This window comes from Billgrantia ethanolica (genome assembly GCF_021404305.1).
In the GTDB taxonomy this organism is placed as follows: domain Bacteria; phylum Pseudomonadota; class Gammaproteobacteria; order Pseudomonadales; family Halomonadaceae; genus Halomonas; species Halomonas ethanolica.
In genome coordinates, this window is record NZ_JABFTX010000001.1 from 996,302 (window position 1) to 1,019,631 (window position 23,330).

General features: G+C 64.1%; 19 protein-coding genes. 8 read left to right on the plus strand and 11 right to left on the minus strand.

Translation table 11 applies throughout. The features are described 5' to 3' along the window. Nucleotides 1-54: 54 nt before the first annotated feature. From HOP53_RS04605 to HOP53_RS04615, 3 genes are all read right to left on the minus strand, one after another. A complete protein-coding gene (locus HOP53_RS04605; RefSeq protein ID WP_234268919.1) occupies nucleotides 55-2,253 on the minus strand; it encodes a polysaccharide biosynthesis tyrosine autokinase in 2,199 nt (732 codons plus the stop codon). A gap of 88 nt (nucleotides 2,254-2,341) precedes the next feature. After that, a complete protein-coding gene (locus tag HOP53_RS04610; protein WP_234268920.1) occupies nucleotides 2,342-2,800 on the minus strand; it encodes a low molecular weight protein-tyrosine-phosphatase in 459 nt (152 codons plus the stop codon). Between the two features lie 41 nt (nucleotides 2,801-2,841). Continuing rightward, nucleotides 2,842-3,951 (minus strand): polysaccharide export protein, encoded by a 1,110-nt coding sequence (locus tag HOP53_RS04615; protein ID WP_234268921.1) that lies wholly within the window; start codon nucleotides 3,949-3,951, stop codon nucleotides 2,842-2,844. A gap of 829 nt (nucleotides 3,952-4,780) precedes the next feature. On the opposite strand from HOP53_RS04615, the gene HOP53_RS04620 reads away from it, so the two are divergent. The 4 genes from HOP53_RS04620 (at nucleotide 4,781) to HOP53_RS04635 (ending at nucleotide 8,821) form a co-directional block, all read left to right on the plus strand. Further along, nucleotides 4,781-5,101: a hypothetical protein gene (locus HOP53_RS04620; protein ID WP_234268922.1), complete on the plus strand. Its 321-nt coding sequence runs from the start codon at nucleotides 4,781-4,783 to the stop codon at nucleotides 5,099-5,101. Between the two features lie 95 nt (nucleotides 5,102-5,196). Further along, nucleotides 5,197-5,850, plus strand: a complete 654-nt coding sequence (locus HOP53_RS04625; protein ID WP_234268923.1) for a YjbF family lipoprotein — start codon at nucleotides 5,197-5,199, stop codon at nucleotides 5,848-5,850. A 14-nt stretch (nucleotides 5,851-5,864) separates the two neighbouring features. Then, a complete protein-coding gene (locus HOP53_RS04630; protein WP_234268924.1) occupies nucleotides 5,865-6,710 on the plus strand; it encodes a capsule biosynthesis GfcC family protein in 846 nt (281 codons plus the stop codon). Further along, nucleotides 6,707-8,821 carry a YjbH domain-containing protein gene (locus HOP53_RS04635; RefSeq protein ID WP_234268925.1) on the plus strand — a complete coding sequence of 705 codons (2,115 nt, stop codon included), beginning with the start codon at nucleotides 6,707-6,709 and terminating at the stop codon, nucleotides 8,819-8,821. The genes HOP53_RS04630 and HOP53_RS04635 overlap by 4 nt, the downstream gene beginning before the upstream one ends. Before the next feature lie 180 nt (nucleotides 8,822-9,001). On the opposite strand, the gene gcvT is transcribed toward HOP53_RS04635, so the two are convergent. Continuing rightward, the gene (gene gcvT / locus HOP53_RS04640; protein ID WP_234268926.1) at nucleotides 9,002-10,114 is read right to left on the minus strand and encodes a glycine cleavage system aminomethyltransferase GcvT; all 1,113 of its coding nucleotides are present in this window, start codon (nucleotides 10,112-10,114) and stop codon (nucleotides 9,002-9,004) included. Nucleotides 10,115-10,196: 82 nt separating this feature from the next. After that, a complete protein-coding gene (locus HOP53_RS04645) occupies nucleotides 10,197-11,603 on the minus strand; it encodes an alanine/glycine:cation symporter family protein (protein WP_234268927.1) in 1,407 nt (468 codons plus the stop codon). A gap of 484 nt (nucleotides 11,604-12,087) precedes the next feature. Here HOP53_RS04645 and gcvH point away from each other — a divergent pair, with 484 nt between their 5' ends. Next, nucleotides 12,088-12,480, plus strand: coding sequence for a glycine cleavage system protein GcvH (gene gcvH / locus HOP53_RS04650; RefSeq protein ID WP_234268928.1), 393 nt, complete (start codon nucleotides 12,088-12,090; stop codon nucleotides 12,478-12,480). Between the two features lie 80 nt (nucleotides 12,481-12,560). Continuing rightward, entirely contained in the window at nucleotides 12,561-15,455 is a 2,895-nt protein-coding gene (gene gcvP, locus HOP53_RS04655) for an aminomethyl-transferring glycine dehydrogenase (protein WP_234268929.1), read from the plus strand. A 90-nt stretch (nucleotides 15,456-15,545) separates the two neighbouring features. Here the strand turns inward: gcvP and HOP53_RS04660 are convergent, their stop codons facing one another. Then, on the minus strand, nucleotides 15,546-16,460 hold the full coding sequence (locus HOP53_RS04660) for a LysR family transcriptional regulator (protein WP_234268930.1): 915 nt from the start codon (nucleotides 16,458-16,460) through the stop codon (nucleotides 15,546-15,548). A gap of 148 nt (nucleotides 16,461-16,608) precedes the next feature. On the opposite strand from HOP53_RS04660, the gene ppnN reads away from it, so the two are divergent. Continuing rightward, nucleotides 16,609-17,973, plus strand: coding sequence for a nucleotide 5'-monophosphate nucleosidase PpnN (ppnN, locus tag HOP53_RS04665; RefSeq protein ID WP_267955206.1), 1,365 nt, complete (start codon nucleotides 16,609-16,611; stop codon nucleotides 17,971-17,973). 85 nt (nucleotides 17,974-18,058) lie between these two features. Here the strand turns inward: ppnN and HOP53_RS04670 are convergent, their stop codons facing one another. Next, nucleotides 18,059-18,433: a hypothetical protein gene (locus HOP53_RS04670; protein WP_234268931.1), complete on the minus strand. Its 375-nt coding sequence runs from the start codon at nucleotides 18,431-18,433 to the stop codon at nucleotides 18,059-18,061. A 1-nt stretch (nucleotide 18,434) separates the two neighbouring features. Then, a complete protein-coding gene (locus HOP53_RS04675; protein ID WP_234268932.1) occupies nucleotides 18,435-18,899 on the minus strand; it encodes a flavodoxin domain-containing protein in 465 nt (154 codons plus the stop codon). 182 nt (nucleotides 18,900-19,081) lie between these two features. Between HOP53_RS04675 and HOP53_RS04680 the strand changes: the two genes are divergently transcribed. Further along, nucleotides 19,082-19,297, plus strand: a complete 216-nt coding sequence (locus HOP53_RS04680) for a DUF2788 domain-containing protein (protein ID WP_010628687.1) — start codon at nucleotides 19,082-19,084, stop codon at nucleotides 19,295-19,297. Nucleotides 19,298-19,403: 106 nt separating this feature from the next. Here HOP53_RS04680 and HOP53_RS04685 read toward each other — a convergent pair whose 3' ends face one another. From HOP53_RS04685 to pheS, 3 genes are all read right to left on the minus strand, one after another. After that, nucleotides 19,404-19,709: an integration host factor subunit alpha gene (locus HOP53_RS04685; RefSeq protein ID WP_010628688.1), complete on the minus strand. Its 306-nt coding sequence runs from the start codon at nucleotides 19,707-19,709 to the stop codon at nucleotides 19,404-19,406. 62 nt (nucleotides 19,710-19,771) lie between these two features. Beyond that, nucleotides 19,772-22,153: a phenylalanine--tRNA ligase subunit beta gene (gene pheT / locus HOP53_RS04690; RefSeq protein ID WP_234268933.1), complete on the minus strand. Its 2,382-nt coding sequence runs from the start codon at nucleotides 22,151-22,153 to the stop codon at nucleotides 19,772-19,774. 52 nt (nucleotides 22,154-22,205) lie between these two features. Next, nucleotides 22,206-23,225, minus strand: a complete 1,020-nt coding sequence (pheS, locus tag HOP53_RS04695; protein WP_234268934.1) for a phenylalanine--tRNA ligase subunit alpha — start codon at nucleotides 23,223-23,225, stop codon at nucleotides 22,206-22,208. Between the last annotated feature and the right edge of the window lie 105 nt (nucleotides 23,226-23,330).

A 23,330-nucleotide genomic window follows, 5' to 3' on the forward strand; every position in this document is an offset into this window, starting at 1 on the left:
CAGGGAACGGCCCGCCGCCGCGGGCCCGGACAGAGACCCGCACGCAGCCGGCGCTCAGGTCTCGCTGGTCTTGTAGGCGTAGTGGTAGTAGCCATAGCCGTAACTGGTGGCAGCCTTGCGCTCGATGGCGTTGAGAATCCCGCCCTTGACCGTCACGCCGCTGCTCTCGAGGCGCCGAATGGCGACGTCGACTTCACGCGGCGGGTTGAGGCCGAAACGCGCCACCATCAGGCTGGTGCCACAGCGGTGGCCGATGATGGCGGCATCGGTGACGGCGAGAACGGGCGGCGTGTCGACGATCACCAGATCGAAGCGTTCACTCAGAGCATCGAGAAGCTGGCCGAAGCGCTCGCTCATCAGCAGCTCGGCGGGGTTGGGCGGCGCCTTGCCGCGAGCCACGTAGCTCAGCCCGTTCACCGGCGACTGGCGTATCACGTCATCCAGCCCGGCCTTGGCGGCCAGCACCTCGGAGAGCCCGCCCTTGCTGTCGGCATTGAAGGCGGTATGCACATGGCCCTTGCGCATGTCGGCGTCGAGCACCACCACACGCTGACCGCCCTGGGCGATGACCGCCCCCAGATTGACGCTGATGAAGCTCTTGCCGATGTTGGGGCTCGGTCCGGTGATCATCAGCCGGTTGTCGGCAGCCTCGAGCATGGCGAAATGCAGCGAGGTACGCAGTCCACGCAGGGCCTCGACGGCGGTATCGTCGGGTGCATTCTGTGCCAGCACTCCACAGGCCACGCTGCGCCCGCGACGCCGATTGTTGCGCTTGACCCTGCGCACCAGCTTCTGCTGGTCGTCGGACAGCGGCACGGTGGCGTACACCGGCAGCCCCAGATCCTCCAACTGATCGGCGCTCTCCACGCCCCGATTGAGGATGCTGCGCACGATGACGAAGGCCACCGCCAGGAAACCGCCCACCAGGGTGATCATCACCACCGTCACCGGCTTGCGCGGCTCCACCGGCCCCGGCTGAGCCACGGCATCGTCGAGGATGCGCACGTTGCCCACCGTACTGGCCTTGGTGATGCTCATCTCCTGAATCTTGTTGAGCAGCTGCACATACACCTGCTGGGTTACCTCCACGTCCCGCGACATGCGCAGGATCTGCTGCTGTGTCTCGGGCAACCCATGAATGCGCTCATTGAGCCGCTCGCGATCGCGCTCCAGGTTGTTGCGCTTCTCCATCATCGCGGCATACAGCGGGTGCGAGGCGTTGTAGCGCCGACTCAGCTCCGCCTGCTCCATCTCCAGCTCGCTGAGCCGGGTATCGAGATCCACCACCCGATCAAGCACCGAGCGCGTCTCGATGTTGAGATCGACGCTCTCGTGCTCCATGCGGAAGGCGTTCAGGGCATCCTCGGCCCGCGCCAGATCGGTACGCACCTCCGGCACCTGCTCTTCGAGGAAGACCAGACTCTGCTCCGCCTCGGCGCTCTGCCGCTCAACGTTCTGAGTCAGATAGATCTGGCCGATCACACTCAGAGTGCGCTGAGCACGGCGAGGATCCTCGTCCAGCAGCGTCATGTTGAACACGCCGCTATCGCGACCGCGCTGATTGACGCTGAAGCGACCGCGCAACTGATTGATGGCGGCCAGACGGGTCCGCCGCACCACGGTGAACTCGGCCCCTTCAGCGGCCTCCAGCTCCGCCACACGCAGCTCGATGGCACCGTCGTCGAAGTGCTCCGTCGCACCGACCCGGCCTTCGCCAAGCAACGAGTCGCCGTGGTACAGGCGATAGCTGCCGCTTTCGCCTGCCACCAGACGCAGCGCCCGGCCCAGCCACTCGTGGTCGACCCGCAGCTCACCGACGTTCAGGTACTCGCCGGCCCACACGCTGCGCCGGGAGAATCCAGGGCGCTCCATTCCGCGACGCACCAGAAAGTCGCCGACGAACGGAAAGCGCGCGGGTGTCACGGCAATGTCGAGTCGTTCCTGATCGACGGCCTGACCCAGCACCATGCGCGAGCGCAGGATCTCGAGTTCAGCCTCGGCCTTGGGCTCTTCGCCAAGAAACGAACGCACTTCGGCGAGCGGATTGCTGAGCCCGGTCTTGCCCTCCACCTGCACGAGGGCGTCGGCACGATAGATCGGCGTGGCCAGCTGGACGTGGACCACAGCGGCCACGGCGAAGAGCGCCGTTACCAACATGATCAGCCACTTATTGTCGAGCAGGACGCCAAGCAGCCTGCCCAGATCGATATCGTCGTAGCCCGGGCGCGAGCCCGTCTTGCTCTCTTTCACCATCATGAAATCCCTGGTGTGAAGGTGGGTCGTTCGCGTCAGCCTCGCGAGACTGGCTAGAAGGACTGTCTAGACGGACTGTCTAGACGGACTAGCCAGACGGACTGGCCAGACGGGCTTGCCATAGGCGAGCCGCCTCAGTCAGTTGACGGTGTACGCGCTCGAAGACCTCTTCGTTCCTGCGATAAGGGTCGGGAATGTCATCCCCGTCACCCGCCACGCTCGGCAGCCAGCGTCCGAAGCGCATGGTCTTGCCAGTGGCAAAGGGAAAGCGTTCGGCAATGGCGAGGCGCTGGCCCTCGCTCATCACCAGAATCAAGTCGGCCTGCCTGACCATCTCGGCATTGATCTGCCTGGCGCGGTGCGCGGAGAGATCGAGTCCGTCGGCCTCGGCCAGCCGCGCGGCGGTGGCATCTGCGGGATGATCGACCAACGCCCCCAAACCGGCGGAAGTGACTCGATGGCCGGGCAGTGCCTGGGAAAGCAGTGCCTCCCCTACCGGGCTGCGACAGATATTGCCGGTACACACCACCAGCAGGTCCTGAAACATCCTCTGCTCCTGTTTTCCGCTCTACTCGCCTAGTTGCCGCTCTACTCGCCGATCCGTTCCAGCTCACGCCCGGTTCGAGTGGTCTGATAGATACTGCTGACGGTGGGGAGAATCTGGCGCACCACGCGGTTCCAGCGTCCCAGTGGCGTCGTCGTCACGTAAATCACGTCGGTGGGTTCGAGGGCGAACTCGGCACCCAGCATCAGGGCCGTGGCGTTACGGGCATCGAGTTGATACACCGTGGCCAGCTTGTCGCTCTCCTCCGGCGCCCGGCGGATGACAAAGATGCCCGAAGCGTTGGCATTGCCCTCGTTGATGCCACCGGCCTCTGACAGCGCATCAGTCAACGTCAACCGGTTCGCCCCCATCGGCAGGCTCCGCGGCTCGCGCACCTCGCCCATGACATAGACCTTCTGGTCGCTGTTGTCGGGAACGTGCAGCACGTCACCGGCGCGCAGCAGCAGATTGCGGTCGAGCTGGCCACGATTGAGCATCTCGTGCAGCGAAAGGCGGATCTCTTCCCCGTCCCGGGTCAACAGCACGTCATGCCAGTTGGCATTGTCCGCCAGACCACCGGACTGACTGATGGCATCGAGCACGGTCAGCGGCACGTTGCGGATCGGCAGCGGGCCGGGGTCGGCTACCGCGCCGGTCACGTTGACCCGCTGTGAGTTGTACTGCGCAACCTGCACCTCGACCTGCGGCATGGCCACATAGGGCTCGAGACCGCGGGCAATGACGTCACGCACCTCCCGCACCGTGCGCCCCACCACAGGGATGCGCCCGATGAAGGGATAGAAGATGGTGCCGTCGCTGTGTACGGTGTTGCCCGACTCGGCGGCGCTGCGCTCCCCGCCCGCGGGTATGGTCAGCTCCGGATGGCCGTAGACAATGACGGTGAGCACATCACCCTTGCCGATGTAGTAGTCGTAACCATCGATGTCCTGCTTCAGCGTCTCACTGACGCTGCTGAAATCCCCGACTTGCTGACGCTCCTGGCGCAGAGCGCGCACCAGGCCAAAGGTGATCGGCTCGATATCGACCAGATCATCGATGGGCGCTGCCTCCGTGCGATAGTCGATGTGACCACCGGGGGCGAAGGCACACCCACCCATGAGCATCACGCTACAGGACAAGAGCACACGGCTCATTTGCGTACGCAAGAAATAAAGCTTCATTGACTGTTCACTCGCATGGCCAAGTTAACCCGCCCTGCCCATCTGTCTTTTATTTGACTTAATTTTGTCTCTTAAACGGGTCTCTGCATGTCTCTTATTTTATTCACGCCGCGTCTCCATTCAGTGACACAGAGAAGAACAAAACAGTTACATTTTCACCGACCCACTTAACCATCATGACGGCATTCCACGACACGACATGTCGGAGTTTGGCGACAACCACACTCCCGCACTGTCGCCGATATCACACAAACTCGACTTTAATTGCCGACAACAAACCACTCTTAGGTCGCTCATTGCCTCAAATCTCATTTACTTCTAAAGGCACGCTACCGCCACGAAGTTGCACGGCAATCCCCGAAGCCATATCAATCAATTGATTTTTAAGCAAAAAATTACCCGCAGCATCAGCTGCAGTGCAATGGCAACCCAAGGAGTCGAGATGAGGGGTGGGGTCTTCTCATCCATGTAAGACACCACTTGAGTGAAGGCTAGAATACCGCTTTTTTTTGGCTTGTCATCACTCTCAAGCTGTTTTATACATTTTTTTACATTTGTTGTGCTTTCAGAAACGGAACACAAACCTTGGTTTCTTCAAACATCAAGGGTATTGCGTTATTTGTTTCACCCTATATCCTTAACGTCCAGCACGCCAGGACTCATCGGCTAATTTCCATTAAATCCGTTGAATTGCCTGCCCACGCAGGCAAGCCGGGTAGTCCATTCCGTATTAGTTACGGAGTGTACTCTCCGGCATTCGCCCCGCCGGGAGAGTCCGGCGCTACAAAGGAGAAAGAACGCTATGCACTCACTCAAGATGGCCAGGCATCATGCCGCCGCCCTGGCGGGCGTGGCCCTGCTCGCTCTTGCACCCCTGGCGCTGGCGCAGCAGGCCACATTGCCGCAAGGCACCCAGGGGGCTCCTGGCAACTCGGCCAACACGCCTGCACCGGGCGCCGTTGCCGGCGGCGGCCTCGCTACCGGCGGCGGCGCAGCCGGAGCAGCGCCGGGCAATTCCGGCCAGGCACTTGCCGGCGCCGTGAATCGCGGTGCCGCCGGCATCGGCGTGGTAATTGCCGCCGGCACAGGCACCGGAACCGGAACGGCTACCGGGACACGCTAATGGGCCGACACAGACGGTACCGAGACTCTCGTGTGCCGAACCAGGACCGCCGTCAGGCGGTCCTGCTTCGATGCTCGCTCTGGGCAGGCATGCTGATGAGCCTGTCGGCCTGCGCTCAAGGCCAACTCTCACCGCTGGGCGAGACGCTGCTGGGCAAGCCGCCTGCGCGAGGTCTCGAGGAGCACGCGCAAGCCCTGCCCTATGCGTCGCTGGTAGCCAAACAGCAGGGCAACCGGGCGCTACTGATCATGGCGCACCGTACCGGCGAGCACGGACGGGATACCTACTGGCAAGCCGGTGACCATGCGACGCTGCACCTGCGTGACGGCTTGCCCGTCGCTACGGCCGGCTTCGAGGAGGTACTGCTGGGACGCTGGCACTCCGCCGGCGATAGTCCACAACGTTATCGGGTGCACGCCCACTGGCAGGACCGCAACGGGCAAGAGTGGCAAGACGTGGCGCAGGCAACGCTCGACTGCGAGCCGCCCGAGCCGGTCGAGATGCCACTGACTCGCATTACACTCGAGCGCTGCACGGAGCGACTCGACTGGCAGGGCAGCAACACGAGTAGCCGCGGGGTGTTCTGGCGCCAGCCGGGGACCCGGTGGATCTGGGGGGGTGACATGACGCTCTGGCCGAAGGGTCAACCGCTACAGTGGCAGGTAGCACGACCCTGGTGGAGCGATGCCGAGAACACTGCGAGCGAAGCCGAGCAGACGACCCTGCTCGACGAAGATGCATCGCTGTGACGAAGAGAACGCGCATGACCCGACGTCACCACGCCCGCGCCAGCCACTGGCGCATCACCAGCCTGGGCACGCTGCTGATTCTGACCTTGTCCCTGGCCGCCAAGGCCGACACGCCTACACTTTCACGCCTTTGGCTCGAGCAACCGACGCAGCCCGAGGCGTCTGACCTTGCCTACTATCTGCTTCACGTCGACCGCGAAACGCAACGGCATCAAGGCCTGCGGCTCGGGGAAGAGCTGGCCACATTGGCCGACTGGCATGCCCTGGCAGGCCATGCGGAACTCTCGCGGGGACTGCGCGAGTGGCGATCCCGCATCGAAGCGCTGCAGGCACACCCCAGTCGAACGCCGGTGCGAGCCGATCTGGCCGCCCTGCTGGCCTCGCCGCGCCATGATCCCGCCCTGGACTCGCTTGCCGCCGCAGGCACCTGCGCCCTGCCCGACTGGGTCGAGTTCTGGCACTTCGACGGCGTCACTCGCCAACGCTGGCAACCCGGCATGGACCTGCGCGGTCTGCTGCGCGAGCGCCCCCGGCGCCACTGGTCTGCGGCAGACGAGGCGTGGGTGATCCCACCTCAAGGCGCACCTCGCCGGATTGGCGTAGCGGCGTGGAACGCCGGCAACCTGCCCTTGGCGGCCGGTAGCCGAGTGGTGCTGATATTCCCCGACCCTGTCCAGGAGGCCACCTGGGTCAATCGTACTCTGCCTGATTACCTGGCCACACGCCTGCCCAGCGACGCCTGCCACCCCCTCACACTGCCGACTGCGAATCGAACGGCCGCCGAGCAAACCACAGCTACGGAAACCACAGCTACGGAAACCGCAGCTGCGGAAACCACAGTGGGAGGCGCCGTCAAATGAAGCGTCCCAGCGCTCATCCACTGCGCCTCACCTCGCTTGCCCTGGCCATCATGGCGGCGACGACCATGCCCGCCGCCGCCGACCCGACCCAGCCACGCCTGGGCACAGGACAAGGCGATTTCGGCGGCGTGGGGATCATGCAGACCCCGACGGCCCGCATGGCTCCCTTGGGCGGCTTTGCCTTCTCGATGTCGCGCACCGCGCCTTACCGCCGTTACAACCTGTTCTTCCAGCCCACCGAGTGGCTCGAAGCGGGCTTTCGTTACGTCGAGGTGGAGAATCGCCGCTACCTGGCCGCCCGCGGCGACCGCAACAACCTGGACAAGGGCGTCGACGTCAAGCTGCGTCTACGCGAGGAGGATCGTTACTGGCCGCAGATTGCCGTCGGCGCTCGCGACATCGGCGGCACCGGCCTGTTTGCCGGCGAATACCTCGTCGCCAGCAAGCGCTGGCACGATTTCGACTTCACGCTGGGCATCGGCTGGGGCTACCTCGGCAATCAGGAGGACTTCACCAATCCCCTGAGCCGACTCGACGATCGTTTCGAGCGTCGCTCCGGGTTCACGTCGGGCGGCGACGGCGGCAGCGTGAACCTCGGCAGCCTGTTCAGTGGCCGTAGCGCCCTGTTCGGCGGCATCGAGTATCAAACACCATGGCAACCCCTGGTACTGCAGCTCGAGGTCGAAGGCAACGACTATCAGCGCGAGCCCCAGCGCAATCATCAGGAGCAGGATTCACGGGTCAATCTGGGCGCCCGCCTGCAACTGAGCGACAACGTCGAGCTCAAGGCCGGCTGGCAGCGTGGCAACACCGCCATGCTCGGCATCAGTGTAAGCACCAATCTTGCCGGCGTTTCCCAGCTCAAGCGCGACCCGCTTCCGGCAGAGATCGGCGAGCCGCCCGTAGCCAACACCGACGATTGGAGCGGGCTCACCAGCGAGCTGGATGCCAACGCCGGCATCGGCGTCTACCGCATCTATCAGTCGGACAATAGTGTCATCATCGAGGGCGAACCCACTCGCTACCCGTCGCTCGCGGAAAGCGAGTACCGCGCCGGACGCCTGTTGCACAACCATCTCGCTGACGACGTGGACACCCTGCGCTTCCGCTGGCACGAGCGCGGGATGCCCCTGCGCGAGAGCGTACACGACCGTCACGCCCTGGCTGCCGCCGCCGTCTCCAGCGCCGAGACCGTCCCTTACCGGCACGGCCTCTATGCCCATGCCGGCCATGCACCGGCCCAAGGCGAGCTGCTGCATGAAACCACCTCGCAGGGATTCACCTACAGCCTCGCACCCCAGCTGGAGCAGAACTTCGGCGGCCCGGACGGCTACCTGTACCGCCTGTCCGTCAACTTCGACAGCGAGTATCGGCTGGGGCGCAACGACTGGCTGTCGGCCACGCTGACCTATACGGTGGACGACAATCTCGACAAGTACGACTACATCGGCCCCTCGGACCTGCCGCGGGTCAGGACTCATATCGGCGACTATCTGGCCGAGACCGATATCGGCATCGCCAACCTGCAGTACACCCGTACCGCCCAGCTCGGCAACGACTGGTATGCCATGGGCTATGGCGGCCTGCTGGAGACCATGTTTGCCGGCGCGGGTGGCGAGCTTCTCTACCGTCCGTTCAACTCAGATGTAGCCCTGGGCCTGGACGTGAACTGGGTGAAACAGCGGGAGTTCGACCAGCGTTTCGGCATGCGCGACTACAGTACCTGGACCGGTCACCTCACGGGATACTGGCAAACGGATTTCGAAGACGTGCTGGCCAAGGTCAGCGTCGGGCGCTACCTGGCGGGCGATCTCGGCGTCACCTTCGACCTCTCCCGGGAGTTCGAATCAGGTATTCGCCTGGGCGGCTGGGCCACCTTCACCGATGCCGGTAGCGACTTCGGCGAAGGCAGCTTCGACAAGGGGATCTACCTCTCGATGCCGCTGGATGCCTTCTTCGTACGCTCCACGCGCCAGCGGGCTCAGGTTGCCTGGCGGCCGCTCACGCGGGATGGCGGCGCCCAGCTGGCGCGGCGACAATCGCTCTTCGACCTGACCGAGGAGCGCAGCATGGGACGCTACTGGGAGGAGCATGCAGACCTGATGCGCTGAGTTCACCGCGAGTACGGCTTCACCTGCCTGCCCCAAGGCCTTGAACTCGACCGAGAAAGGCTTCGAGGCCTTGGGCTTCCAGACCTGGGCTTGAAGGCCTGAAACCCAGAAACGACAAGGCCACCGCATCCGCTGCGGTGGCCTTGGCTCAAGATAACGGTATAAAAATGACGAGAAGCGTCAACCGCGGTGATAGCCAGGCGCCACGAAGGGCATCTTGCTCACCACCATCGGCAAGCGCTTGCCACGCACCTCGGCGTGCACGGTGGTACCGATCTCGGCGTGATCGATATCCACATACCCCATGGCCACCGGCTTGCCCACGCTGGGACCGAAGCCCCCCGAGGTCACCCTGCCGATATGGCGGCCGTCCTCGGCGTAGAGTTCGGCCCCTTCGCGTACCGGAGCGCGCCCTTCGCCCAGCAGCCCGACACGCTTGCGGCGATGATCCTTGGCATCGACCTGATGCAGGATCACGTCCGCCCCCGGGAATCCGGCAGACCTTTCCCCACCATGACGTCGAGGCTTGCCGATGGCCCAGATCAATCCCGCTTCCACCGGCGTGGTCTCGGTGTCGATGTCGTGACCGTAGAGACACAGACCGGCTTCGAGACGTAGCGAATCCCTTGCCCCCAGGCCGATCGCCTCGACCTCATCTTCCGCCAGCAACCTGCGCGCCAAGGCCTCCGCTTCATCGGCGGGAATCGAAATCTCGAAGCCATCCTCACCGGTGTATCCGCTGCGGCTGATCCACACCGGCACGCCCATCATCTCGAAACGGCCGTGCTGCATGAACACCAGCTCGCACGCCTGCGGACAGTGACGCCGCATGACGTCCGCCGCCTTGGGCCCCTGCAGAGCCAATAGCGCGCGATCGAGCACCTCGACGCGGTGCTCGTCGTCGAGTCCCATGTCGAGCAGCGCAATGTCCTGATCCTTGCACGCGGCATTGACCACCAGATAAAGGTGGTCGCCCGGGTTGGCCACCATCAGGTCATCCAGGACCCCACCCTCCTGAGAGGTGAAAAGCGCATAGCGCTGCATGCCCTCCGGCAGCCCGACGATATCGGCGCAGACCAGTGTTTCCAGGGCCACGGCGGGGTTGGGACCATGCAGAAGAAGCTGTCCCATATGAGAGACATCGAACAGCCCGCAGGCATGGCGAGTGTGCTCATGCTCCTTCTTTACACCGAGCGGAAACTGCACCGGCATCTCGTAGCCGGCAAAGGGCACCATCTTGCCGCCCAGTTCGAGGTGCAGGTCGTACAACGGTGTGCGCTTGAGATCGCTCATGGGGTTTCCTCGTGACATTGGGATGACAGGGCTGGCCAGGCGGAACGAGGCGCCAGGCAGCGCCTCGTAGACCGCAGGTCCATCACGCCTTGTCGTGATCGAGATCCTCGCCCGGCAATACCTCCTTGCCGTCGAAGTAATCGCGGGTGACCTTGAACACCACCGGTGACAACAGGGCCAGAGCGATCAGGTTGGGAATGGCCATGAGGGCGTTGAAGGTGTCCGCCATGAGCCAGATGAAGCCGAGCTGCGCCATGGCCCCCAGCGGGATGGCCAGCACGAACAGCACGCGATAGAGCATGATCGAGCGCGTGCCGAACAGGAACTGGAAGCACTTCTCACCGTAGAACGACCAGCCCAGAATCGTGGTGAAAGCAAACACCGCCAGCGCCAGCGAGACGATCTGATTGCCCCAGCCGGGCAGCGCCGCATCGAAGGAGAGTGCCGTCAGCGAAGCTCCCGCCTCGCCCTCGATCCACACCGTGGAGGTCAGGATCACCAGCGCGGTGATGGTACAGACGATGATGGTATCGATGAAGGTGCCGAGCATGGCAATCATGCCCTGGCGCACGGGGTTGCGGGTCTTGGCCGCCGCGTGAGCGATGGGCGCACTGCCCAGCCCCGCCTCGTTGGAGAAGATACCGCGGGCCACCCCGAAGCGAATGGCGGCCATCACGGCAGCCCCGGCGAAGCCACCCACCGCCGCATGCGGATTGAAGGCATAGTAGAAGATCATGCTGAAGGCCTCGCCCAACTGACCGGCATTGACCACCAGCACCACCAAGCCGGCAGCGACATAGGCGATGCCCATGAACGGCACCAGCTTGCCGGCCACCTTGGCGATACGCTTGATCCCTCCGAGAATCACGGCGCCCGCCAGGACCATGATGACCACGCCGGTCAGCCAGTGCGGAATGCCGAAGGTCGAATCGAGGGCATCGGCAACGGAATTGGACTGCACGGTATTGCCGATTCCGAAGGCCGCCACGGCGCCGAAGAAGGCAAAGGCGCCACCCAGCCACAGCCACTTTCTGCCCAGGCCGTTCTTGATGTAGAACATCGGCCCGCCGACGTGGTAGCCCGTGCTGTCGGTTTCACGATAGCGTACCGCCAGCACGGCTTCGGCAAACTTCGTCGCCATGCCCACCAGCGCCGTGATCCACATCCAGAACACCGCGCCTGGGCCGCCCAAGGCAATCGCCGTCGCAACACCGGCAATGTTACCGGTGCCGATGGTGGCGGAGAGTGCCGTCATCAGCGCGTTGAAGGGAGAGATCTCCCCCTCGGCTTCCGCCTTCTTGACCTCGCCCGGTGCTGGCTTGGCCTCCCGTCCCTGCCACATCAGCTTGAAGCCGGTGCCCAACTTGCGGATGGGCATCAGTTTCAATCCGAGCTGCAGGTAGAGACCCACCCCCAGTAGCAGGATCAGCATCAACGGTCCCCAGACCACACCGTTGATGGCCTCGAATATGGCTGTCAATCTTTCCACGAACGCTTCCCTCTGTTGTATGGAGTGTTATAAGGCATCTCACCAGCTTCAAGACGCTTCCTCGAAGGATCCTTACAGTGAGACGGCGTACCATAGCGGAAATCGCCAGGAATACACCAGCATGCCGAAATGACTGCTGCTTCCTGGTCGTCAACGCTTGCTGGATACTAGATTAACGCTTGTTTCGTATCGGAAACAACGATCGGCACGATTCGTCAGCTCGAGGACCGCACGGCCACCGCAACTGGTCGATGAGCACCTGCTATAGCGTAGTGAGCCACGCCGCCACTGTCGAACGGCGGCACGGCCTGACGTCACGCCCGAATTGCGGCGTCGGAACTGGACGTCAACGGCTGCAAGCGTCACGCTAACCATGCACGATGCCCCGACAGCGGCGTCGAGCGGCATTTCCAGACTCGCAAAATGCCGACAATGGCGTTAGCATTCACCCAGCCAGAAAACCTTTTTCTTATAGGAAATCATCATGAGCTCGATTCCTGCCAATCTGCGCTACAACGACAGTCACGAATGGGTGCTGGACAATGGCGACGGCACCGTCACCATCGGCATCACCGATCACGCTCAAGAAGCCCTGGGCGACGTCGTGTTCGTGGAGCTGCCCGAGGTTGGGCGCACACTGGAAAAGGGTGAAGAGTTCGGCGTGATCGAGTCGGTCAAGGCCGCATCCGACCTCTATGCTCCGCTCGCCGGCGAGATCGTCGCGGTCAACAAGGCGCTCGAGGATGCTCCAGAGACCGTCAACGAAGCTCCCTATGAAGGTGGCTGGATCATGAAGGTTCGCGTCGAGGACGCGGCGTCCGTTCAAGCCCTGCTCGACGCCGAGGGCTACCAGGCCATCGTCGACAGCGAAGCCTGATAGCAACGCACCGATGCCTCCCGGCCCTGCGGCCGGGTTTTCCCAGCGCCTGCACTTCCATCCAACGTACGGGTTTTTCCATGGTTTACGATAACCGCCGCCTGGCCGAACTGGCCGATCATGACGCCTTCATCCGCCGCCACAACGGTCCCGGAGCCGAAGATGTCGCCGCCATGCTGGCGGCGCTCGACATGGAGAGCCTCGAAGCGCTGATCGAGCGCACGGTGCCGGCGGACATTCGCCTGGGCCGCGAGCTGGATCTCGACCCGCCGCGCAGCGAAGCCGAGGCGCTGGACTACCTCAAGCGCCTGGCGCGTCAGAACAAGGTGTTCAAGACCTACATCGGCCAGGGCTATTACAACACCCACGTGCCGGCCGTGATTCAGCGCAACGTGCTGGAGAATCCCGGCTGGTACACCGCCTATACCCCTTATCAGCCCGAGATCGCCCAGGGCCGCCTGGAAGGCCTGCTCAACTTCCAGCAGATGGTCATGGACCTCACCGGCATGGAACTGGCCAACGCTTCGCTGCTCGATGAGGCCACCGCCGCTGCGGAAGCCATGGCGCTGTGCCAACGGGCCAACAAGAAGTCGAAGAGCAACGCCTTCTTCGTCGCCGACGACGTACTGCCGCAGACCCTCGACGTGGTACGCACCCGCGCCTACTACTTCGGTTTCGAACTGATCGTCGGCCCGGCCGAGAGCCTGGCCGAGCACGACGTGTTCGGCGCCCTGCTGCAGTACCCCGGCGAAAGCGGACGCGTTCACGATCTCGCCCCGCTGCTGGCCAGCGCCCGTGAGCGTAACGTGATGACCTGCGTGGCAGCCGACATCATGAGTCTGGTGCTGCTCAAGGAGCCGGGGGCACTCGGTGCCGACATCGTGGTCGGCAACACCCAGCGCTTCGGCGTTCCCATGGGCTACGGCGGCCCGCATGCCGCCTACTTCGCCACCACCGACTCGCTCAAGCGCTCCATTCCCGGACGCATCATCGGCGTGTCCCGCGATGCCCGCGGCAACACCGCCCTGCGCATGGCGATGCAGACCCGCGAGCAGCACATCCGTCGGGAGAAGGCCACCTCCAACATCTGTACCGCCCAGGCCTTGCTGGCCAACATCGCTGGGTTCTACGCCGTCTATCATGGCGCCGAGGGTCTCACCACCATCGCCACCCGCATCCATCGCCTGACCACCATCCTGGCCGTCGGGCTGCAGGAGAAAGGCGTGAAGCTGGCACATGACAGCTGGTTCGACACCCTGCGCCTGACCGGGGTCGATGCGGGCAAGATCCACGGTCGCGCCATGACCCACGAGATCAACCTGCGCTATTTCGAAAACGGCGACATCGGCGTCAGCCTCGACGAGACCACCACCGCTCACGATCTCGACGTGCTGTTCGACGTGCTGCTGGGCGAGGAGCACGGGCTGTCGATCGCGGCGCTGGACGAGCGCATCGCCGCCGAGGGCATCAGCGGCATACCCGCTACCAGCCGCCGCGAGTCGGCTTTCCTGACCCACCCCAACTTCAAGCGCTTCCGCAGCGAGACCGAGATGCTGCGCTACCTCAAGCGCCTGGAGAACAAGGACCTCTCGCTCACTCACGCCATGATCCCGCTGGGCTCATGCACCATGAAGCTCAACGCCACCAGCGAGATGATCCCGATCACCTGGCCCGAGTTCGGCCAGCTGCACCCCTTCGTGCCCCAGGAACAGGCTGTCGGCTACAAGCAGATGATCGACGAGCTGGCAGCCTTCCTGGTCGAGATCACCGGCTACGACCACATCTCGATGCAGCCCAACTCCGGCGCCCAGGGCGAGTACGCCGGCCTGGTGGCCATTCGCCGCTACCAGGCGGCCCAGGGCGAAGGGCACCGCGACGTCTGCCTGATCCCCAGCTCCGCCCACGGCACCAACCCCGCCTCTGCCGCCATGGCGCAGATGAAGGTGGTAGTGGTCGAGTGCGACAGCAACGGCAACATCGACCTCGACGACCTGCGCGCCAAGGCCGAGAAGCATAGCGAAGCGCTGTCGGCAATCATGCTCACCTACCCCTCCACGCACGGCGTGTTCGAGGAGGGCATTCGCGAGGCGTGCGCCATCGTTCACCGTCATGGCGGTCAGGTCTACATCGACGGTGCCAACATGAACGCGCAGGTCGGCCTCTCCCGTCCCGGCGACTTCGGCGGCGACGTCAGCCACCTCAACCTGCACAAGACCTTCTGCATTCCCCACGGTGGCGGCGGCCCCGGCATGGGTCCGATTGGCGTCAAGGCGCACCTGGCGCCCTACGTCTCCAATCACGTGGTGACGCCCATTGCCGGCGTGAACGAAAACTGCGGCGCGGTTTCCGCGGCCGCCTTCGGCAGTGCCTCGATCCTGCCGATCTCCTGGGCCTACATCAAGATGATGGGCGCGCGCGGCCTGCGCCAGGCGACCGAGCTGGCCATCCTCAACGCCAACTACATCGCCCGGCGTCTCGAGGCGCACTACCCGGTGCTCTATCGCGGCGTCAACGGCACCGTGGCTCACGAGTGCATCATCGACATCCGTCCGCTCAAGAGCGCCTCGGGCATCAGCGAGGAAGACATCGCGAAACGCCTGATGGACTACGGCTTCCATGCGCCGACCATGTCCTTCCCGGTGCCCGGCACGCTGATGGTGGAGCCCACCGAGTCGGAGTCGCGCTACGAGATCGACCGTTTCTGCGACGCCATGATCGCCATTCGCGAGGAGATCGCCCGGGTCGAGCGCGGTGAGTGGCCGGCCGACGACAACCCGCTGGTGAATGCGCCGCACACCATGGCCGACCTGATGGACCCGGCCTGGGAACGCGCCTACTCCCGCGAAGTCGCCGCCTTCCCCTCGGAAGCGGTCAAGGCGGCCAAGTACTGGCCGGCGGTCAACCGCGTCGACAACGTCTTCGGCGACCGCCAGCTGATCTGCTCCTGCCCCAGCATCGACGAGTACCGCGACTGATCCGCAACACTGCGACCATCAACGCAAGCGGCCCGCCTTTTCGGCGGGCCGCTTGCGTTGCGCTTAGCGAAAACCGCTCGCAGAACGCGGCTACGGCAGCGAGGCGATATCCCCGGGGCCGAAGCGCTCACGCATGCGCTGCTCGCGGAACCCTTCGAGCAGGCGTGCATAGCGGCGGGCAATCTTGGTCCCGCTGCGGCTGACCAGATGCAGGGTCTCATGCTCGATGACCGGCAGGTCGAGCTCCTTGACCTGACGCTGCCAGGGCGAGGTTTCCAGCACCAGCCGCGAGACCACGGTGAAGCCGAGGCCGCGCGCCACGGCGTCGAGCACCATACCCACCTCATTGGTGAAGCCCTGGCGGCGAAACTGGCTCATGGAGCGGAACTCGTCGGGGAAATTGCTGCGAAGCAGCGCGCCCGCGTGATTGACCCCATCGGAGTAGTTGATGAAGCCGATGCCCATCAGCTCGGTGAGCGAGGTGCCGGCAAAGTCCGCCGGCACCACCAAGCACAGTGGCTCCTGGTGCCACAGGCTGCAGTTCAGCTCCGGATGGCGGATCGGTTCGGTAACGATGCCCAGGTCGTGACGCCCGGCCAGCACGTCGGACACGATCTCGTGGCTGAAGGCGAAGCTGTAGCTGACCGTCAGCCCTGGCGACATCTGTTGCTGACCGAGAATGTAGGGGTAGAACATCAGACCCACGCTGCCCGGTGAGGCGATACGACACTCACCGGTGTCCAGCGCGTCGTCGTCAAGCGAGTGGCGAAACTGCTCGTGTTCGGCGAACAGCCGCAGCCCGTAGTCGTAGGCCCTACGCCCGGCCTCGGTGAGAGTGAAGCGCCGACCCTGCCGCTCCAGCAAGGGCTTGTCGAGGTACTGCTCCAGCTTGCGCACATGCTGGCTGACCCCGGGTTGAGTCATTTCGAGATGCCGCGCAGTACGCGTGAAGCTACCCGTTTCGACCAGGGTAATGAAGGTGCGAAAGTACTGTGCGTTGAACATGGCGATCGCTTGCAGGGACCTAGGCCGGGAACACTCATCCTACCACCCCTGGCTCAGCCACGCAGCGCTGCGCCGCTGCGGGCAGCGTGATAGCATCGAATGACGACTCGATGACAGGCACGCAAGCCGACACCACAAGGATCGTTTCATGCCAGACACCATCTCCACCATCGTTTCACCGCTGCGCAGCCTGGAAGTGCTCTCTCAGCATGAGGTCAACCGCCTGCGTGACACCTCGAAAGCCGGCCTGCACGACCTGCTGCGGCGCTGTTCGCTGGCCGTGCTCAGCTCCGGCAGCATGACCGACGACAGCCTGGTGCTGATGGAGACCTATCACGACTTCGACATCGAAGTGATCCAGCAGGACCGCGGCATTCGCCTCAAGCTGACCAATGCCCCCGCCCAGGCCTTCGTCGACGGCAAGATGATTCGCGGCATACGCGAGCACCTCTCGTCGGTACTGCGCGATATCGTCTACGTCTACAACGAGATCCAGCAGCACCGTCGCTTCGACCTCACCACCGGCGAAGGGACCACCAACGCGGTGTTCCATATCCTGCGCAAGGCCGGCACGCTGAAACCGGGGCGCGACCCCGGCATCGTCGTGTGCTGGGGCGGCCACTCCATCACCCGCGAAGAGTACGAGTACACCAAGGACGTGGGCTATCACCTGGGCCTGCGCGAACTCGACATCTGTACCGGCTGCGGCCCCGGCGCCATGAAGGGGCCGATGAAGGGAGCCAACCTGGCCCACGCCAAGCAGCGCATACCCGACGGTCGCTATCTGGGTATCTCCGAGCCGGGCATCATCGCCGCGGAGGCGCCCAACCCGCTGGTCAACGAGCTGGTGGTGATGCCCGACATCGAGAAGCGTCTGGAGGCCTTCGTGCGCCTGGGCCACGGTATCGTGGTCTTTCCCGGCGGCGTCGGCACGGCAGAAGAGATTCTCTACCTGCTAGGCATTCTGCTCCACCCCGACAATGCCGACATGGCCCTGCCGGTCATCTTCACTGGCCCGGCCAACTCCGCGGACTATTTCCAGCGTATCGACGAGTTTCTCGTCTACACCCTGGGCGAGGCGGCGCGCAGCAAGTATCGCATCATCGTCGATAATCCCGTCGAGGTTGCCCGCACCATGCGCAAGGGCATCGACAGCGTCACCGAGTTCCGCCGCGCCCACCAGGACGCCTTCCACTACAACTGGCGGCTCACTATCGCGCGTGAGTTCCAGGAAACCTTCGAGCCCACTCACACGGCGATGGCCGGCCTGGCGCTGCACCGCAGTCAGCCGGTGCACGACCTGGCCGCCAACCTGCGTCGGGCCTTCTCGGGTATCGTGGCGGGTAACGTCAAGGAGCACGGCCTGCGCGCCATCGAGGCGCACGGTCCCTTCCAGTTGCATGCCGAACCGGAGCTGATGCGCCGCCTGGACGAGTTGCTGGGCTCATTCGTCGCTCAAGGCCGCATGAAGCTGCCAGGCCAGGAGTACGTGCCCTGCTACCGACTGGTATGACGGTTGCCAGGCAGGACATGGAAGTAATCAAGTAGAGAAAGCACGGCGGCGCCTGAAAGGTGCCGCCGCAGTTCAGTCTCTCGACTCAGTCTCGAAGAACGGGTGGACGCCACCATAGTGATACGGCGTGGAGCAGCAGCCCAAGCGTGGCGCCGTGGGCGATCAACAGCTGCCAGCTCACCCAGGCCGTGAACAGCGCATGCCACAGCCCCATCACTACCAGCCCTGCCAGCAGCGCCAATAGCAGCCGCTTGCCCAGCTGCGGCAGCCGACGGCGCTCATCGGCACCCAGCATGCGCCAGTTCAGAAAAGCCACCACGGCCACCACCGCCAGCGCGATCGAGATCAGCGACAGACGATTGCCGTAATCGCCGGCGATGAAGCGCGGCACGGTGGCCAGCATCAGGATCAGCAAGCCCGCCATCAGACTCAGTCGTTCCGCAGTCGGCTCCGCGTTCATCTCAAGCCACCTGCAGTTGCTGGTCTTCGATCCACTCCTCGACCCAGGGCAGTGCGGCATCGTCGGCCATGAAGGTCTCCATGGCATCGACCTCCAGCCGCTCCCCAAGCCGGGTGGCCCCAAGCCCTTCGAGCATTTCGTCCAGCCGGCGCCCTGCCCCACAGAAGGTGTCGCCGTAGGAGCTGTCTCCCATGGCGATCAGGCCGTAGCGCAGACCCACCAGCGACGGGCTTTGCTCATCGAGGGCGCGGGCAAAGGGCACGAAGTTACCCGGGAAATCGCCGCTACCGGTGGTGGAAACGCAGAACAACACCAGATCGGGCCGCTCTTGTGTCAAATCCTCGAGCGTGGGCTGCTCGAGCACCACGGTCTCGTAGCCGGCATCCTTGAACAGCGGAGCAGCCTGCTCGGCGACATCGAGGGCGCCGCCATACATGGTTCCTACGAAAATCTTCAGCATTGGCATGTCGGAGATTAACCTGATTCGTTCAACCGATACGTTCGACACGAGTTTACCACGTGTCGGCAAGTGGGCGCCGAACGCCGCTCTCATCGTCACTGCTCTCGCCATCGCCAAGCGACAGGTTGTCGCAGGCGGCTCGAAAGCTGGCCAAGTATAATGTCCGGTCCGTGATTCGAGGAGGCGACATGCTGGAGGCGCATACGTTCGAAGCCTGGGTCACCCCGCTGCTGATCGGCGGCTTGATCCTGTTCATGGGCTTCATCATCTGGGACCTGGCCAAGCAATCCCAGGCCGGACGCTTCGGTACCCTCATGCTGTTCGTGGTACTCGGCGCAGGCATGATGGGTTACATCTTCAAGGTGGTGATCACCTGGCTGATGGAGAGCGGCGGCGGGGTTTAAGCACTTACGGACAGGCAAAGTACTCAATACCCCAAGTACCCGACACTTCAAGTACCCAATACCAAAATGCCACCCCTTGAGGTGGCATTTTGGCGATGGCCTTACATCAGCTGGGCGCCGGACCTTCGTAGCGCTCGACTTGGCTCTTGAGCTTCTGGCCGGGCCGGAAGGTCACGACGCGACGCGCCGAAATGGGAATTTCTTCCCCCGTTTTCGGATTGCGCCCCGGGCGCTCACGCTTGTCGCGCAGATCGAAGTTGCCGAATCCCGACAGCTTGACCTGCTCGTTCTCGCGCAGGCAGGCTCGGATCTCTTCGAAGAAAGCCTCCACCATGGCCTTGGCTTCACGCTTGGTCAGCCCCAACTCGGCATTGAGATGTTCGGCCAGTTCCGCCTTGGTCAACGCTCCCATGTCATCTCCTCAGAGTGGCGGTCCAGCCCGCCGCCGTCATGGCTTCCGGTTCGTTCGAGCACTCACCCGCGCAGCTCGGCTCCCAGATGCTGATGCGACTCGGCGACGATGGCATCGACCAACTGATTGATTTCTTCGTCATTCAGCGTGCGCGAAGGATGCTGCCAGGTCAAGCCCAAGGCAACACTCTTGCTCCCTTCGGGCACCCCTTTGCCCTGATAGACGTCGAACAGGCGCAGTTCCTGCAGCCATTGCCCGGCGCGCTGGCGTACACAATCCAGCAGCGCCTGCACGGGTCGATCCTCATCGAGCAGGAAGGCCAGGTCACGGCGTACTTCCGGATAGCGCGACAGCGGCTCGAAAGCAGGCAGGCTGCCATGAGTGAGCGCATCCTGGCGCACTTCGAACAGATACACCTCGGCCTTCAGGCCAAGCTCGGCCTTGACGGCGGGATGCAGGGCACCAATCCAGCCCACCTGTTCGCCCCGGAACACCACCCGCGCGCACTGACCGGGGTGCAGCGCCGAGTGCTCACCCGGCTCGAAGCGCCAGGCATGCTCCTCTCCCCCCAGGGCGATGAGACTTTCAAGATCGCCTTTCAGGTCGAAGAAGTCGACCTTGTCCCGGCTACCGGCCCACCCCTCGGGCAGGCGCTCACCGCAAACCAGCGCACCGACCATGGGTGTCTGGTCCAGCGCATCCAGATCGCCGCGGAAAACGAGGCCCGTCTCGAACAGGCGTACCCGGGTCTGCTGGCGGTTGAGGTTGTACTCCAGCGCCCGGATCAGCCCCGGAAACAGACTTGCCCGCATCACGGCCAGGTCGCTGGAGATGGGGTTGGCCAGCCGCGGTGAGACCGCATCCGGCAGCAGTGCCTGCTGCAGCTCGGGGGCCACGAAGCTGTAAGTGACCGCCTCCTGATAGCCGCGTGCCACCAACTGGCGCCGCAGCCTGGCCAGGGGCGTGCGCGCCTCGTTGTCGGGACGCAGCGCCAGGCGGGCCGCGGGACGGCGCACCGGCAACAGGTTGTAGCCGTGAATACGCGCCACTTCCTCGATCAGATCTTCCTCGATGGCGATATCGAAGCGCCAGCTCGGCACCTGCGCCTGCCATCCCGCCTCCGTCGCGGTGACTGTCATGCCCAGCCGCTCGAGGATCTCCTGCACCTCGGCCGAGGGCAGCGCCTTGCACAGTGCCTGCTCGAGCCTCGCGGCACGCAGCGTGACCTCACGCTCGACCGGCATGTGGGCATCGCTGATGGCCTCCACCAGCGGCCCCGGCTCACCGCCGGTGATCTCGAGCAGCAGCGCCGTGGCACGCTCCACCGCGTCCCGGGTAAGGCGCGGATCGACCCCACGCTCAAAGCGGTGCGAGGCATCGGTATGCAGGCCGTAGGAGCGCGCCTGACCGGCAATCGCCAGCGGCGAGAAGAAGGCGGACTCGAGGAAGATATCGCGGGTTGCCGGGCCGACACCGGAGTGCTCGCCGCCCATTACGCCGGCAATCGCCAGCGGACCGCGCTCGTCGGCGATGACCAGGGTCGAGGCATTGAGCGTGATCTCCTGGCCGTCGAGCAGCACCAGTTGCTCCCCTTCCCGCGCCAGCCTTACCACCACGGCGCCGTGCAGGTTCTCGCGGTCGAAGGCGTGCAGCGGCTGCCCCAGTTCGAGCATGACGTAGTTGGTCACGTCGACCACCGGATCGATGGAGCGCACGCCGCTGCGGCGCAGACGCTCGACCATCCACAGCGGGGTGGCAGCGGTGACGTCCACGCCCTTGATCAGGCGGCCGATATAGCGCGGACAGCGCTCGGCATCCTCCACCCGCACCGCAAAGGTCTCGTCGTGGCTGGCCGCAACCGGCTCCACGGCAGGCTCGGTCACCGCCAGTCGATTGAGCACGCCGACTTCGCGCGCCAGGCCTTTCAGGCTCAGGCAGTCGCCGCGGTTGGGGGTCAGATCCACCTCGACGGTATGATCGTCGAGCCCCATCCAGGCGCGAAAATCCTCGCCGGCAGGCGCATCGGCAGGCAGCTCGAGAATGCCCGCCGAGGTCTCCTCGGCAAGACCCAGCTCAGAGGCGGAACAGATCATGCCGCGGGATTCCACGCCGCGCAGCTTGGCCTGTTTGATCTTGAAGTCGCCCGGCAACACCGCCCCGACGCGGGCAAACGGCACCTTCTGACCGACCGCCACGTTGGCGGCACCGCATACCACCTGGACCGGCTCGCCGCTGCCGTCGACCACCTGGCACACGTTGAGCTTGTCGGCATCCGGATGCTGCTGCTTGTCGACGACCTCGGCTACCACCACCCCACTGAAGGCAGCGGCAACGGGCTCTACGGCATCCACTTCCAGGCCGGCCATGGTGATCTGGTCGGCCAGCCCTTGTACGCCCAGCTGCGGCGACACCCACTCACGCAGCCACTGTTCGGAAAATTTCATGGTCAATCCTGTATTCGGCCGAAGTTCATGTCCGCCTGGGCTCGGCGCCCGATCAGGCGAATTGGCGCAGGAAGCGCAGGTCGTTGTCGAAGAACATGCGCAGATCGTTGACGCCGTAACGCAGCATGGCGAGTCGCTCGGCGCCCATGCCGAAGGCGAAGCCCTTGTAGCGCTCCGAGTCGATGCCCGAATGGCGGAACACTTCCGGATGCACCATGCCGCAGCCCATCACTTCGAGCCAGCCGCTGTGGGAGCAGACCCGGCAGCCCTCGCCGGAGCACATCACGCACTGGATATCGACCTCGGCGGAGGGCTCGGTGAACGGAAAATAGGAGGGACGGAAGCGCACCGACAGGTCGTCGCGCTCGAAGAAGGCGTGGAGGAAGTCTTCAATGGTGCCCTTCAGATCGGCGAAGCTCACGTCCTCGTCGACCAGCAGCCCCTCGACCTGATGGAACATCGGCGTATGGGTCAAGTCGGAGTCGCTGCGGTAGACCCGCCCCGGGCAGACGATACGGATCGGCGGCGCCTGATTCTTCATCGTGCGCACCTGTACCGGCGAGGTATGCGTGCGCAGCAGGCGCGTGGCGTCAAAATAGAAGGTGTCCGCCATGCCCCGAGCCGGATGGTGGGCCGGAATGTTGAGCGCCTCGAAGTTGTGATAGTCGTCCTCGACCTCAGGCCCCACGGCGACGTCATAGCCGATGCGGCTGAACAGCCCTTCGATGCGCTCCAGGGTCAGGGTGACCGGATGCAGGCCGCCGTTGGTCTGGCCACGCCCCGGCAGCGTCACGTCGACGCGCTCGGCGGCCAGTTGCGCTTCCAGCGCCGCCTTGGCCAGCGCCTCCCGGCGGGCATCGAGCTCCTCGGTCAAGGCCAGCTTGGCCTGATTGATGCGCTCCCCCGCTGCCGGACGCTCATCCGCCGGCAGCTTGCCGAGCCCCTTGAGCTGAGCGGTGATCTCGCCTTTCTTGCCAAGGTAGCGTACCCGCAGCTCCTCGAGCGCCGCGATGCTGTCGGCAGCCTGAATGGCTTGACGGGCCTCGGTGACCAGTGTTGGTAGATGGTCCATCCGTTGAGCTCCGAAGTCGTTATCGTGCTGTTGACGCGTCAGTGTGCGTCGTAAAAAAACAGGGGAAGAGCGGCTGCTCTTCCCCTGCGACGGTCTGGCATCGAC

Bases quoted from the DNA above. Each gene is read 5' to 3' on its own strand.
- HOP53_RS04605 (WP_234268919.1), bottom strand. From the start codon at position 2,253: ATGGTGAAAGAGAGCAAGACGGGCTCGCGCCCGGGCTACGACGATATC.
- HOP53_RS04610 (WP_234268920.1), bottom strand. From the start codon at position 2,800: ATGTTTCAGGACCTGCTGGTGGTGTGTACCGGCAATATCTGTCGCAGC.
- HOP53_RS04615 (WP_234268921.1), bottom strand. From the start codon at position 3,951: ATGAGCCGTGTGCTCTTGTCCTGTAGCGTGATGCTCATGGGTGGGTGT.
- HOP53_RS04620 (WP_234268922.1), top strand. From the start codon at position 4,781: ATGCACTCACTCAAGATGGCCAGGCATCATGCCGCCGCCCTGGCGGGC.
- HOP53_RS04625 (WP_234268923.1), top strand. From the start codon at position 5,197: ATGAGCCTGTCGGCCTGCGCTCAAGGCCAACTCTCACCGCTGGGCGAG.
- HOP53_RS04630 (WP_234268924.1), top strand. From the start codon at position 5,865: ATGACCCGACGTCACCACGCCCGCGCCAGCCACTGGCGCATCACCAGC.
- HOP53_RS04635 (WP_234268925.1), top strand. From the start codon at position 6,707: ATGAAGCGTCCCAGCGCTCATCCACTGCGCCTCACCTCGCTTGCCCTG.
- gcvT (WP_234268926.1), bottom strand. From the start codon at position 10,114: ATGAGCGATCTCAAGCGCACACCGTTGTACGACCTGCACCTCGAACTG.
- gcvH (WP_234268928.1), top strand. From the start codon at position 12,088: ATGAGCTCGATTCCTGCCAATCTGCGCTACAACGACAGTCACGAATGG.
- gcvP (WP_234268929.1), top strand. From the start codon at position 12,561: ATGGTTTACGATAACCGCCGCCTGGCCGAACTGGCCGATCATGACGCC.
- HOP53_RS04660 (WP_234268930.1), bottom strand. From the start codon at position 16,460: ATGTTCAACGCACAGTACTTTCGCACCTTCATTACCCTGGTCGAAACG.
- ppnN (WP_267955206.1), top strand. From the start codon at position 16,609: ATGCCAGACACCATCTCCACCATCGTTTCACCGCTGCGCAGCCTGGAA.
- HOP53_RS04670 (WP_234268931.1), bottom strand. From the start codon at position 18,433: ATGAACGCGGAGCCGACTGCGGAACGACTGAGTCTGATGGCGGGCTTG.
- HOP53_RS04675 (WP_234268932.1), bottom strand. From the start codon at position 18,899: ATGCCAATGCTGAAGATTTTCGTAGGAACCATGTATGGCGGCGCCCTC.
- HOP53_RS04680 (WP_010628687.1), top strand. From the start codon at position 19,082: ATGCTGGAGGCGCATACGTTCGAAGCCTGGGTCACCCCGCTGCTGATC.
- HOP53_RS04685 (WP_010628688.1), bottom strand. From the start codon at position 19,709: ATGGGAGCGTTGACCAAGGCGGAACTGGCCGAACATCTCAATGCCGAG.
- pheT (WP_234268933.1), bottom strand. From the start codon at position 22,153: ATGAAATTTTCCGAACAGTGGCTGCGTGAGTGGGTGTCGCCGCAGCTG.
- pheS (WP_234268934.1), bottom strand. From the start codon at position 23,225: ATGGACCATCTACCAACACTGGTCACCGAGGCCCGTCAAGCCATTCAG.